Origin of the sequence: Paenibacillus sp. FSL L8-0158, assembly GCF_038592965.1 — a bacterium.
Lineage (GTDB): Bacteria > Bacillota > Bacilli > Paenibacillales > Paenibacillaceae > Paenibacillus > Paenibacillus polymyxa_D.
The window spans coordinates 4324455-4337553 of record NZ_CP151949.1 but is presented as its reverse complement, the minus strand read 5'-3'; the positions used below and the strand labels follow the sequence as shown (position 1 = coordinate 4337553).

Annotated in this window: 10 protein-coding genes; 9 read left to right on the top strand and 1 reads right to left on the bottom strand. The window is 46.9% G+C overall.

Annotated features, from left to right (window positions below; genetic code table 11):
* Window positions 1-75 precede the first annotated feature (75 nt).
* Entirely contained in the window at window positions 76-1074 is a 999-nt protein-coding gene (gene mgrA / locus NSQ68_RS19035) for an L-glyceraldehyde 3-phosphate reductase (RefSeq protein WP_342426883.1), read from the top strand.
* 126 nt (window positions 1075-1200) lie between these two features.
* Here mgrA and NSQ68_RS19030 read toward each other — a convergent pair whose 3' ends face one another.
* Window positions 1201-2067 (bottom strand): AraC family transcriptional regulator, encoded by an 867-nt coding sequence (locus NSQ68_RS19030; RefSeq protein WP_342426882.1) that lies wholly within the window; start codon window positions 2065-2067, stop codon window positions 1201-1203.
* A 220-nt stretch (window positions 2068-2287) separates the two neighbouring features.
* On the opposite strand from NSQ68_RS19030, the gene NSQ68_RS19025 reads away from it, so the two are divergent.
* From NSQ68_RS19025 to ptsG, 8 genes are all read left to right on the top strand, one after another.
* The gene (locus NSQ68_RS19025) at window positions 2288-3466 is read left to right on the top strand and encodes a galactokinase (protein ID WP_342426881.1); all 1179 of its coding nucleotides are present in this window, start codon (window positions 2288-2290) and stop codon (window positions 3464-3466) included.
* Window position 3467: 1 nt separating this feature from the next.
* The gene (gene galE, locus NSQ68_RS19020) at window positions 3468-4457 is read left to right on the top strand and encodes a UDP-glucose 4-epimerase GalE (protein WP_013311504.1); all 990 of its coding nucleotides are present in this window, start codon (window positions 3468-3470) and stop codon (window positions 4455-4457) included.
* Between the two features lie 17 nt (window positions 4458-4474).
* Window positions 4475-6118, top strand: coding sequence for a UDP-glucose--hexose-1-phosphate uridylyltransferase (locus NSQ68_RS19015; RefSeq protein ID WP_342426880.1), 1644 nt, complete (start codon window positions 4475-4477; stop codon window positions 6116-6118).
* A gap of 184 nt (window positions 6119-6302) precedes the next feature.
* On the top strand, window positions 6303-7466 hold the full coding sequence (locus NSQ68_RS19010) for an iron-containing alcohol dehydrogenase (RefSeq protein ID WP_076157640.1): 1164 nt from the start codon (window positions 6303-6305) through the stop codon (window positions 7464-7466).
* 173 nt (window positions 7467-7639) lie between these two features.
* Window positions 7640-8158 carry a protease gene (locus tag NSQ68_RS19005; RefSeq protein WP_307347723.1) on the top strand — a complete coding sequence of 173 codons (519 nt, stop codon included), beginning with the start codon at window positions 7640-7642 and terminating at the stop codon, window positions 8156-8158.
* Between the two features lie 48 nt (window positions 8159-8206).
* Window positions 8207-9742 carry a flotillin family protein gene (locus tag NSQ68_RS19000; RefSeq protein WP_342429136.1) on the top strand — a complete coding sequence of 512 codons (1536 nt, stop codon included), beginning with the start codon at window positions 8207-8209 and terminating at the stop codon, window positions 9740-9742.
* 189 nt (window positions 9743-9931) lie between these two features.
* Window positions 9932-10807, top strand: a complete 876-nt coding sequence (locus NSQ68_RS18995) for a PRD domain-containing protein (RefSeq protein ID WP_029515704.1) — start codon at window positions 9932-9934, stop codon at window positions 10805-10807.
* A 238-nt stretch (window positions 10808-11045) separates the two neighbouring features.
* On the top strand, window positions 11046-13091 hold the full coding sequence (ptsG, locus tag NSQ68_RS18990; protein WP_307347720.1) for a glucose-specific PTS transporter subunit IIBC: 2046 nt from the start codon (window positions 11046-11048) through the stop codon (window positions 13089-13091).
* Window positions 13092-13099: the final 8 nt, after the last annotated feature.

The following is a 13099-nucleotide window of genomic DNA, read 5'->3' as shown; positions in this document are numbered from 1 at the left end:
TGTCAACGCCTGGATAAAAGCGCTATGATGATGTTGTGATGGACATTACAATGTTTCGAGAGAGGCTGGGATAGCATGGTTTATTTAGCTGGCGAAGATCGTTATGAAAGTATGAAATATAACCGTACAGGGAGATCAGGTCTAAAACTGCCCGCTATTTCGCTAGGCTTGTGGCACAATTTTGGCGGGATTAACAACGCGGAGAATGGCCGTAGCATGATTACCCGCTCCTTTGATCTGGGAATTACGCATTTTGATTTAGCTAATAACTATGGCCCTCCTGCGGGATCAGCTGAGGAATTTTTTGGACAAGTTTTAGCCAGTGATATGAAACCGTACCGGGATGAGTTGGTTATCTCCACCAAAGCGGGCTACAATATGTGGGCAGGGCCTTATGGAGACTGGGGATCTCGCAAGTATATGATATCTAGTCTGGATCAGAGCCTGAAGCGGATGGGGCTGGACTATGTCGATATATTCTACTCTCACCGATTTGATCCTGATACGCCGCTGGAAGAAACGATGGGAGCACTGGATCATATCGTACGTTCTGGCAAGGCGCTGTATGTGGGTGTGTCCAATTATAGTGCGGAGCAAACAGCGGAAGCAGCTCGTATTCTGAAGGAGCTGGGAACACCGCTTCTGATTCATCAGCCGAAATATTCCTTGCTCGACCGCTGGATTGAAAGCGGATTACAAGATGTACTGGACGAAAACGGGGTAGGCAGCATTGCCTTTTGCCCGCTGGCGCAGGGATTGCTGACCAATAAATATTTGAACGGAATTCCTGAGGATTCACGTGCAGCGAGTACATCGGTTTTCCTGAATGAGAATCATGTGACGCCAGAGACACTTCGCAAGGTACGCGCCCTGAATCAGATGGCTGCTGCACGGGGACAAAGTTTGGCTCAATTCTCGCTGGCCTGGGCTCTGCGCGGCGAACGTCTGACCTCTGTCTTGATTGGGGCAAGCCGTGTAAGCCAAATTGAAGAAAATGTTGCTACCTTATCCAATCTGGACTTTTCTCAGGAGGAACTGGATCGGATTGATTCGATTCTGAATGCCGGGAACTGATAGAATGGCGGCATAGCCTAAGGTGAAAGTTATATTGTATTCATCGGCCTAATTTCGCATTCTCTTATACAATATATAATTAACAGCCCGCATCCGTTTGAAGGATGCGGGCTGTTTAAGTCTGCTTCACGACTGTGGGTACTGCTTAACCTTGCTCCGGTACTCGGTTGGAGACTGACCACAGAAACGCTTGAATTGACGTGAGAAATATAAGGCATCGGTTAGTCCGACCGAAGCGGCCACTTGCTCTACCGATAGTTCAGGACGCTCACGCAGCAGTTGACGTGATTTGTCAATTCTTAGCTTAAGCAGATAGGTGACGGGGGAGATGCCCGTTTCCTTTTTGAATATCCGTGACAAATACGCACGATTATAGCCAAGTCCTTCAGACATTTGCTCAATGGAAACGGGATGTGCGTACTGAGTGGACATATATTGCACCATCTGCTTGACTGTACGTTGAATTTGCGAATCTGCCCCGGACGGATCAGTCCAGTCGCTCAGGTAATTGCCTGCTTCCCCCATAATCAGATGCAAATAGCCTAAGGCTGATAGATGAGAACTAGTTTTTCTGCTATAAAAGGCCAATTGCATTTGCTCCAAATAACCGGGAATTGGACTTTGATCGGAAGCATGGAAGACAGGCTGGTGAACACGCAGTCCTGCCTCTTGAACCACCTGCTCAGTATGGTGTCCAGTAAACGCAGACCAACGATAACGCCACGGTTCCTCTTCATCAGAGGTATAGCTCACCAGCTGACCAGGATGGATAAGGAAAAAATCGTTTTCTTCAAGCTGATATGTGTGATGTTCCGTTCGGAAGATGCCTTTGCCCGATTCTACAAAGTGTAGCAGATAGTAATCATAGATTTTCGGCCCTACGGCATGACCGGATTTGGTTTGGCTCTCTCCTGCAAAAAGCACATGCAGTGGGCTATTTTCATAAAACACTGGATTAGAGGCGACAGCATAACTATATGAATGCGCTTGCAAAATAGGGTCATCCTTCCTGCATTTGTGAATAGTTTAGCGGATGCGGTATACTTACATTGTACATATCCAAGTCACATTTATCCATAGCTTAAACACATGGATGCATTACATTGTGTGACGCTTTCATTTATACTGAAATTATAAGAGATGTCAACCTGATTAAGATGCTACAGGGAAATCAGGGGGCCTTTACTAAAAGGTATACGAGGTGGATGCGGATATGAACTCTACTGAATTAAAGAAACATTTTATTGAAAAATATGGTGAAAGCAGCAATGAACTGCGGATATTTCATGCACCTGGACGTGTCAATCTGATTGGAGAGCATATCGACTATAACGGTGGTTATGTACTCCCGGCTGCGCTGGAATTTGGAACGACGCTGATCCTTCGTGCGCGTAATGATGATGAAATTCATTTTGCTTCGACAAACCTGTCGTATGAAGTATCTATCTCCCGCGGAGAAATAGGTAAAAACAAAACGGATGAGTGGGTGGACTATCCGGTGGGTGTGCTGGTAGAGCTAGCTGATAAGGGAGTTTATCCGTCTAACGGATATGACCTGCTCTATCACGGAGAAATACCGAACGGTGCTGGATTATCCTCTTCAGCCTCCATTGAGGTTGTTACAGGATACGCGTTCCTCACTATCGAAAAACAGAAAACAGATACGGTCGAAATCGCTTTGTTGTCCCAGCGAGCAGAAAACAATTACGTTGGTGTCAATTGCGGCATTATGGACCAGTTCGCTGTAGCGAACGGAGCAGCTGATCATGCAATTCTACTGATGTGCGATACGTTGGATTACCGCAAAGTTCCATTCCGTACGGGAGATTATAAGTTGGTGATCGGCAATACAAATAAGCGTCGCGGTTTGGTGGACTCGGCCTATAACGAGCGTCGTAGTCAATGTGCCGAAGCACTGTCCATTTTGCAGCAGCAGGAGCCGTCACTGGAATACCTCGCTCAGCTGGATGAGAAGCGTTTCGTAGAGCTTCAGCATCACATCACGGACGAAACAGTGCGTCGGCGGGCACAGCATGTGGTGGAGGAAAACGCTCGTGTATTGGCCTCTGTCGATGCTCTCGCGGCGAATGAACTTGCAGCTTTTGGTCATTTAATGAATGCTTCTCATGATTCATTACGCGATTTGTATGAGGTCAGCTGCACGGAGCTGGACGTCATGGTTGAAGAAGCACGACGCATTCCTGGCACGTTGGGTGCTCGTATGACGGGAGCTGGATTTGGAGGTTGTACGGTTTCATTGGTTCATGAGGACGATGTGGAACGTTTTGTGAAGGAAGTCGGCGAAGCTTATCAGACCCGCACAGGGCTGGAAGCCAGCTTTTATGTATGCAAGGCAGGAGACGGAGTTAAAGAACTGAAGGAGGACGAATAACATGGCCATTTTAGTAACAGGTGGAGCTGGATATATCGGTTCACATACCGTAGCAGAATTGTTGGATCTGGGAGAAGAAGTTGTGGTGCTGGATAATTTGCAAACCGGGCACAAAGCAGCGTTGCTTGGGGGCAAGTTGTATGAAGGGGATTTGAGGGATAAAGAATTACTGTCCAAACTGTTCTCTGAAAATAGTATCGATGCAGTAATCCATTTTGCAGCCAACTCGCTGGTTGGAGAAAGTATGCAAAATCCTGGTAAATATTACGACAATAATGTATTTGGCACGCTGAGCTTGTTGGAGGCGATGAAAGATGCCGGAGTGCGCCGAATTGTATTTTCCTCTACTGCGGCTACCTACGGCGAACCGGAAAAGGTGCCGATTGAAGAGGGTGACCGTACAGAACCAACCAACGTGTATGGTGAAACAAAGCTGATGATGGAGCGCATGATGTCGTGGTTTGATAAAGTTTTAGGCATCAAATATGTGTCTTTACGGTATTTTAATGCGGCTGGTGCGCATGAGAGCGGCAAGATCGGTGAAGATCACCGACCAGAAAGTCATCTGATCCCATTGGTGCTTCAGACAGCCTTGAAACAGCGTCCACACATCGCTGTGTTTGGTGAGGATTATGCGACACCTGACGGCACATGTGTTCGGGATTACATTCACGTAAGTGATCTGGCGGATGCTCATGTGCGTGCAGTAAATTATTTGCGCGAAGGCAATGACAGCAACGTGTTCAATCTGGGCAACGGACAGGGCTTCTCTGTGAAAGAAGTAATTGAGACAGCACGCAAGGTCACCGGGCTCGAGATTCCAGTTGTGACAGAACCTCGCCGCGCAGGCGATCCAGCGATATTGGTTGCATCTTCTGACAAGGCTCGTTCGGTGTTGGGCTGGAGTCCAGCACGTACCCAACTAGAGGATATTATTAGCGGAGCATGGGGATGGCATCAGTCGCACCCTCACGGCTACGGCGACGAATAGACGGGAGACGATGACATATGAGCGAGCGCCAATCTGCAGATAAAGGCCAAGGCCGGGAACATTCCCGGCCTCTGGCCCATGACATCGATGAAACTGTACAGCAATCGGCTCTATATGCGGTGGAGCAACTGGTTGCATTCGCACAAAACAGGGGTTTGATCGGTCCGCAAGATACAGATTATAGCCGTAATCTGTTATTGGATCAGTTTGGTTTTTCCGAGCCTTATTCAGGTAGGGATGTAGGGGGCATTATGGCCCCTGAAGCCCTCCAGCCTGTGCTTAATGTATTGATAGATTATGGTTTTGCCATAGGCCTTATCCCTGAAAACACAGATACGTATCGTGATTTGCTGGATTCCAAAATTATGGGATTGCTGATGGCAAGACCGTCTGAAGTTATCCGTGATTTTCATCAAACGGAGACTGAACGTGGCATAGAGGCGGCGACAGATGCTTTTTATCAATTATCCATCGATTCGAACTACATCCGAATGGATCGGGTTGCCAGCAATGTGTACTGGAATCAGTCGACATCTTACGGAGATATGGAAATCACGATTAATTTGTCTAAGCCAGAAAAAAGTCCTAAGGAAATTGCGATGGCGAAGCTTTTGCCGCCGCCTGTTTATCCCAAGTGTCAATTGTGCCGTGAAAACGTCGGATATGCAGGGAGAGTAAATCATCCGTCCCGTCAAAATTTGCGTATCATTCCGGTGGAATTGAATGGGGAACCGTGGTTTTTTCAATACTCACCCTATGTGTATTACAACGAGCATTGCATTGTGTTCCATCATGATCATGTACCAATGAAGCTTACGAAGGATACATTGCGCCGTTTGCTGGCCTTTACGAAAGCGTTTCCGCATTATTTTATTGGTTCCAATGCGGATCTGCCGATTGTCGGCGGATCGATCTTGACCCATGATCATTTTCAGGGTGGTCGTCATACATTCCCAATTGAAAAAGCGGGTGTGGACGGCGTATACCATAATGAAGCATTCCCGCAGGTTACAGCAGGGATTGTAAATTGGCCGATGTCGGTCATCCGTTTTACGTCAACAGATGCCGAGGCGCTGTTGGAAGCGGGAAATGCTGCTTTTGAAGCCTGGAAAGCTTATAGTGATCCTGTAGCTGCTATTCTCTCTCATACAGAGCAGGAGGGGGAAACGATTCCGCATAATACTGTGACGCCGATTGTGCGCCGTGATTCCGAAGGCAGGTATCAGATGGATCTCGTACTGCGCAACAACCGAACGAGTGAAGAGTACCCGGAAGGTATTTTCCATCCTCACCGCGAGATGCATCACATCAAGAAGGAAAATATCGGTCTGATCGAAGTTATGGGACTTGCCATATTACCGGGGCGGCTCAAGGATGAACTGGATGGAATTGCAGATATTTTGTGTGGGGATGACAAACTGGCTGTGGCTGTACAGCAAGAAGGACATCCGCTGTTTAAGCATGCAGACTGGATTTACCAGTTAAACACCCGGTTCGGTCGTTTGCCTGACAAGGAGACGGCTGTTCGTACCATACAAAATGAGGTTGGACTGAAATTCAGTGAAATTTTAGAGCATGCAGGAGTATATAAACGGAATCCGTCCGGTCAGCAGGCCTTTGGTCGTTTTATGAAACAATTGGGATATACTTTGGGAGAATAAAATCGCTTGCGAAGCACATAATACATTACGAGAACCCTCCCAAGATATGACATGGAACCATGCTCCTCAAGGAGTGTGGTTTTTTTCTGAAAATAAAGCAGATTTGTTTCCTGTAACCGAAAAGGTTATAATAGAGTAGTTTCTTAATATTAAACTTTAGAACTATTGGAGGCGAGCGTTTGCGATGAAAGCATTCGAATTTTATAATCCTACACAATTGATCTTCGGTAAAGGACAATTGGAGGCTCTCAAGCGTGAAGTTCCTAAATATGGTAAACGTGTACTGCTTGTATATGGCGGCGGCAGCATTAAGCGCAGCGGCTTGTATGATAATGTAATAAGTTTGCTTGGTGAAATCGGTGCAGAGGTAACGGAACTGGCTGGTGTGGAACCGAATCCTCGCTTATCTACAGTACATAAAGGCGTGGAATTGTGTAAAACACATCAAATCGACCTCGTTCTGGCTGTAGGCGGCGGTAGTGTGCTGGATTGTTCCAAAGCCATTGCTGTTGGTGCAAAATATGATGGCGACATGTGGGATTTTGCAGAGCGTAAAGCGGCGCCAAAGGCAGCATTGCCATTAGGTACGGTTTTAACTATGGCAGCTACCGGTTCTGAAATGAATGCGGGTTCTGTTATTACAAATGAAAAAACACAGGAAAAATTGGGCTGGGGCAGCGTATTTGCGTTCCCTGCGTTTTCTATTCTTGATCCGGTGAACACATACTCTCTGCCGCAAAATCAAACGGTTTACGGAATCGTAGATATGATGTCACATACGCTGGAGCATTATTTCCATCTGGAATCCAATACTCCGGTCCAACTTGGCTGGTGCGAAACGATTTTGCGTACGGTCATGGATGCGGCTCCAGGTTTGGTCAATGATCTGGAAAATTACGAGCTGCGTGAAACGATTATGTATTGTGGTACGATGGCCCTGAACGGCTTCCTGAACATGGGGCTGACAGGTGACTGGGCTACTCACAATATCGAACATGCTGTGTCTGCTGTTTATGATATTCCACATGGTGGAGGACTGGCTATTCTGTTCCCGAACTGGATGAAACACAATCTGCATGTGAAGCCTGAACGCTTCAAACAACTGGCCGTCAATGTATTCCATGTAAACCCAGAAGGCAAGAGTGATGAAGAAGTGGCACTGGAAGGTATTCAGGCGTTGCGTGATTTCTGGAACTCGATTGGTGCACCAAGCCGTCTGGCTGATTACGATATTGATGCGTCCCAAATCGATGTAATGGCTGATAAAGCTGTGAAATTCGGATCGTTTGGTGGCTTTAACAAGCTCAATCGTGAAGATGTAGTCGAAATTTACAAAGCATCTCTGTAAACCGACATTTGTATCAATTTAAGCACGTTTGTGCGTCATTAGACGTACGAACGTGCTTTTTTGGGTTTGATTGGGAGATTGGAGGAAAATTTTGAAACTTTTTAAGGTTGAATACGTAAACATAGTTATAGACTGGAAACCAGACTGAAAAGGTACATGGAAGGAGGAGTCGCATGGAAACCATATTTTGGTGGTTATTGGCAGGGGGAGCTATCTTTACCGTAGTCAGTGTGCTGATTGGGGATGTACTCGGTGGTTGGCTGGATGGTGCATTGGAGCTGCCGGGCCTCGATTGGTTCAGACCTGTCGTTTTACTTGGAGCCATGACCGCTTTTGGCGGAGCTGGAGTACTGCTGACAAAGTATACCGGGCTAAGCATGGGCTGGGTCGTCGTGCTTGCTTTAGGGATTTCGTTTGTCATCGGAATACTCGTGTTCTTTGCGTTTATCAAACCCATGGCGAATTCGGAGGTATCCAGCGGCTTCTCCATGCGTGAGCTGACTGGCCGGATTGGTGAGGTCACCATTCCTGTACCTGAGGTTGGTTACGGGGAGGTTATGATCCGCTTGGGTGCAGGCAACACCATACATACAGCATCGAGCTTTGATCACAAACCGCTTGCTGCGGGAACCCGTATCGTCGTGGTTGAGGTCGCAGAGGGCGTCGTCCGCGTAGCGTACCTGGACACCTAGACGGCGCATTCGCTTAACTTGAAGGGAGCGTGATCGGGAGTGTCAAATTTGCAAGATATTGTGTTGGTCCCTGGGATTGTTGTCATCGTTATCGTTATATTAGGGATCGCTTTTTGGGCCCGTTACAAAACGGTAGGGCCGGATGAAGGGATGATCGTGACGGGTTCCTTTCTGGGAAATAAAAATATTTCCGAGGATGACTCTGGACGTAAAATTAAAATTGTACGCGGCGGTGGGGCTTTCATTTGGCCTATTTTCCAGCAGTCCGAATTCATCTCTCTGTTGTCCCATAAACTGGACGTAACCACACCCGAAGTGTATACGGAACAAGGAGTTCCCGTGATTGCGGATGGTGTGGCGATCATCAAGGTCGGCAGTTCTATTGAGGATGTGGCTACAGCAGCCGAGCAGTTCATCGGGAAGCCACTGGAGGCTCTTAGGGGAGAGGCTCAGGAAGTGCTGGAAGGGCATTTACGCGCAATTCTCGGCTCGATGACAGTGGAAGAAGTTTATCGTAATCGGGATCGGTTTGCACAGGAAGTGCAAGGCGTGGCTGCTCGCGATCTGAAAAAAATGGGCTTGCAAATCGTTTCATTCACCATCAAAGATGTGCGTGATAAGCACGGATATCTGGATGCGCTTGGTAAGCCGAGAATTGCCGCTGTGAAACGGGATGCTGAGATTGCGGAAGCCGAAGCTGTGCGGGATGCCCGGATTCAGAAGGCGCGTGCGGAACAGGAAGGCCAGAAGGCCGAACTGCTGCGAGATACCAACATTGCCGAGGCAGCCAAGGAGAAAGAACTGAAAGTGGCTTCGTTTAAAAAAGAACAGGATACAGCGAAGGCAGAAGCCGATCAGGCTTATCACATCCAGGAGGCCCGTGCCAAGCAGACTGCCGTCGAGGAGCAGATGAAGGTCGAGCTGGTGCGCAAAGAACGGGAAATTGATCTTCAATCCAAGGAAATACAGGTACGTGAAAAGCAATATGATGCGGAAGTGAAAAAGAAGGCAGAAGCCGATCGGTATGCGGTCGAACAAGCGGCGGAAGCAGATAAATCGCGTAAAATGCGTGAGGCTGAATCGCTGCAATACTCGATTGAGACACAGGCTAAAGCGTCAGCTGAACAAAAACGTCTAAACGGGCAAGCAGAAGCGGATGCCGAACGCGCCAAAGGTACGGCAGACGCAGATGTCATCCGTTTGCGTGGACTTGCAGAAGCGGAGGCCAAGGAAAAACTGGCGGAGGCGTTCCAGAAGTTTGGAGAGGCTGCCGTGCTCGATATTATCGTAAAAATGCTGCCTGATCTGGCTGGACGTATTGCTGAACCAATTGCGTCCATTGATAAACTCACCGTAGTTGATACGGGAAAGGGAGAAGGAGCAGCGCGTGTCAGCAATTATGTCACCGAACTGATGGCTACGGCGCCCGAGATGCTGAAGAGTGTATCTGGTATTGATGTGGAGCAGTTAATCAAGGGGCTGACCACTGGGAAAAAAGGCCTTCATTCCGTGTCGTCCTCCGGTGAAGCAAATATGCAGCCTTTTCCAACCTCGGTCGAGGCAGCACTAACAGATAAAGAATAACGATAAGTCTTTGGGAGCTTCTATCCCTAACCAAAAGACCGCTTTTCATCACAGCATTTTCCGGCAATGTGATGAAAAGCGTTTTCTTTTTATTGACCTTTAGCCGAATATTTGGTACTTTAACGTGGATTCCTCTGAGCTTCATGCTATAATTCTTAGGATCAAGGTTCTGATAAAAGAGGTGCGGATGTGAGCAGCCTAAAAGTGGCCAAAGCGCTGAATAACAATGTGATTATAGGAATGCACCCCGAGCATGATGAGGTTGTCGTGATTGGAAAAGGAATCGGTTTCAATCGCAGACCCGGCGATCTTATGCCGTTGGATTCAGTTGAAAAATTATTTATATTAAAAAGCCATGAAGAACAGGAGCAATACAAACGGTTGCTTCCTGAGCTGGATGAAAAGCTCATCGAGGTCATCGGTGAGGTGCTTCATCTTGTTCAGCTTCAAGCAAAGAAGCCTCTAAATGAGCATATTCTGATTGCTTTAACTGACCATATCGCTTTTTCCATCAACCGTCATAAACAGGGAATTACGATTCATAATCCGTTTTTGTATGAGACTAGGGAAATATATCCTCAGGAATACAAGATGGCTGAGCAGGCTGTTGCTTTGATCAGGGATAAGATGAATGTAGATCTGGGAGAAGATGAAATCGGGTTCGTGGCCCTGCACATTTATAGCGCCATGACAAACCAGCATATTTCCGAGGTTAGGAAAGATTCTCGTCTGATTGCTGATATGGTTCAGGTTGTCGAGACGACACTGGATTATCGAATTCCTCTTCAATCCCTTGATTATTCTCGACTGCTGACTCATCTGAGGTTTGCGATTGAACGTGTGCGCCGGGGAGAGATTGTGCAGGAGATTTATCGATTGGACAAGCTTTTGAATGAAGAATATCCGGAAATGTATATGCTGTCCTGGAAACTGACGAAGATTATGGAGAAAAGGCTACGTAAACCTGTTTATCCGGCTGAGGTTAGTTATTTGACAATGCATCTGCAGCGGTTGTCCCAACGCAAAGAGCAGGGGGAGCAACAAAAAGTGATAAAACCGGAATAAAAAAGTATTGCCTCGCATTTAGTGGGGTGCTATAATCAATTTTGCAATGAGGAAGACAACAACTAAACATTTAACGTGTTACTGATTCGATCAGGCATGAGTTGTTTTAAGTTATGATTGTTTACAGCCTACTGGGGTAAGCTATATCCCAAGGTTGTTTTCAAACATACTTAAATCGGCTCATGCCTTTTTTGTTGTTTTGCCTCTGTTCTAAATTTCAGAGAAGGATGTGGAAGGTATGTTTAAAAAGCTTTTCGGCGTTTTACAGCGTGTCGGTAAAGCATTAATGCTTCCTGTAGCGATTTTGCCAGCTGCGGGGCTTTTATTGGGTATCGGTAACATGCTGGTCAATCCTGATTTTCTCCAGTACATTCCGGCATTAAATGCGGGCTGGGTTCAATCAGTAGCGACGATCATGATGAATGCCGGACAAATCGTTTTTGATAATCTGGCATTGTTGTTCGCAGTCGGCGTAGCCGTCGGTCTGGCGGGCGGTGAAGGTGTAGCAGGTTTGGCTGCCATCATCGGTTACCTCGTTATGAACATTACTCTGGGTACAGCCGTGGGTGTCACACCTGGTCTGATTGCTCAAAAAATACCGGGTTATGCGAACGTGTTGGGAATTCCAACGCTTCAAACCGGGGTGTTCGGCGGGATAATCATCGGTATACTGGCCGCAGCCATGTACAACCGCTTTTTCAAAATTGAGCTTCCTTCGTATCTGGGCTTTTTCGCGGGTAAGCGTTTCGTTCCAATTGCAACGGCGGTATCCTCACTGATTGTCGGACTAGCATTGGTTCTGATCTGGCCTCCAGTTCAACAAGGACTTAACGCAGTATCTCACTTTATGGTGTATTCCAACCCGACTTTGTCGGCGTTCCTGTTTGGGGTTATCGAACGCGCGCTGATTCCATTTGGTTTGCATCACATCTGGTATTCACCGTTTTGGTTTGAGTTTGGTGAATATGTTAACAAAGCAGGTCAAACCGTTCACGGTGACCAGCAGATCTTCTTCAGCCAGCTTCGCGACGGAGTGGCTTTGACAGCAAGTACGTTCCAAGTGGGTAAATTCCCATTCATGATGTTCGGTTTGCCAGCAGCAGCGCTTGCGATGTACCATGAAGCAAGACCAGAACACAAAAAATATGTAGCAGGTATTATGGGTTCAGCAGCATTGACTTCGTTCTTGACAGGTATTACGGAGCCACTGGAATTTTCCTTCCTGTTCGTAGCTCCACTGTTGTTTGCAGTACACTGTATATTCGCAGGTCTGTCATTTATGACCATGCAAATTTTACATGTCAAAATCGGTATGACCTTCTCAGGCGGATTTATTGACTTCCTGATTTTCGGGATTATTCCAACCCGTACGCCTTGGTGGTATGTAATCATCGTCGGTCTGATTTTGGCAGTGATTTACTACTTCGGATTCCGGTTCATCATACGGAAATTCAACTTGAAAACACCAGGACGTGAAGAAGCTACAGAAAATGTGGATGGTGCAGCAGTCGGTAGTAGTGACGAGCTTCCACACAACATTTTGGCAGCTTTCGGTGGTTCATCGAATATCAAGCATCTGGATGCTTGTATCACACGTCTTCGGATCGAGGTTAATGAGAAATCGAACGTTGACAAAGCTCGTCTGAAACAACTTGGCGCATCGGGTGTCCTTGAAGTCGGTAACAACGTACAGGCAATTTTCGGTACACGTTCCGACACCATTAAAACTCAAATGGCTGATATCATGGCTGGTCGTACACCTGCACCAACTCCGGCGCAACCTGCTCCACAAGAGGAAAAGGAAGCTGGAGAAGAACAACAAACCATTATTGCAGAAGATATTGTAATGCCTGTTAACGGCGAATTGGTTGATATCTCGACGGTTCCCGATCCGGTATTTGCAGAACGTATGACAGGTGACGGCTTTGCGGTCGTGCCAAATGATGGAACGATTGTGTCCCCTGTTTACGGAAAAGTATTCAATGTATTCCCAAGCAAGCATGCGGTTGGTATTCAATCCGATGGCGGTAAAGAAGTGCTTGTTCATATCGGGGTGAATACAGTGAAACTTAAAGGTCAAGGATTTGACGTTTTGGTGAACGAAGGCGATCTTGTGTCAGCCGGCCAGCCTATTATGAAAGTAGACCTGGAATACGTGAAGGCAAACGCTAAATCCATCATCTCACCTGTCATTTTTACCAACCTTCCTGAAGGTTCTTCGGTAACTTTAAATAAAACTGGAGTATTGAAGGCTGGCGAAGATGGTATAATTACGATAAAATAAACTCTATG

Bases quoted from the DNA above. Each gene is read 5' to 3' on its own strand.
- mgrA (WP_342426883.1), top strand. From the start codon at position 76: ATGGTTTATTTAGCTGGCGAAGATCGTTATGAAAGTATGAAATATAAC.
- NSQ68_RS19025 (WP_342426881.1), top strand. From the start codon at position 2,288: ATGAACTCTACTGAATTAAAGAAACATTTTATTGAAAAATATGGTGAA.
- galE (WP_013311504.1), top strand. From the start codon at position 3,468: ATGGCCATTTTAGTAACAGGTGGAGCTGGATATATCGGTTCACATACC.
- NSQ68_RS19015 (WP_342426880.1), top strand. From the start codon at position 4,475: ATGAGCGAGCGCCAATCTGCAGATAAAGGCCAAGGCCGGGAACATTCC.
- NSQ68_RS19010 (WP_076157640.1), top strand. From the start codon at position 6,303: ATGAAAGCATTCGAATTTTATAATCCTACACAATTGATCTTCGGTAAA.
- NSQ68_RS19005 (WP_307347723.1), top strand. From the start codon at position 7,640: ATGGAAACCATATTTTGGTGGTTATTGGCAGGGGGAGCTATCTTTACC.
- ptsG (WP_307347720.1), top strand. From the start codon at position 11,046: ATGTTTAAAAAGCTTTTCGGCGTTTTACAGCGTGTCGGTAAAGCATTA.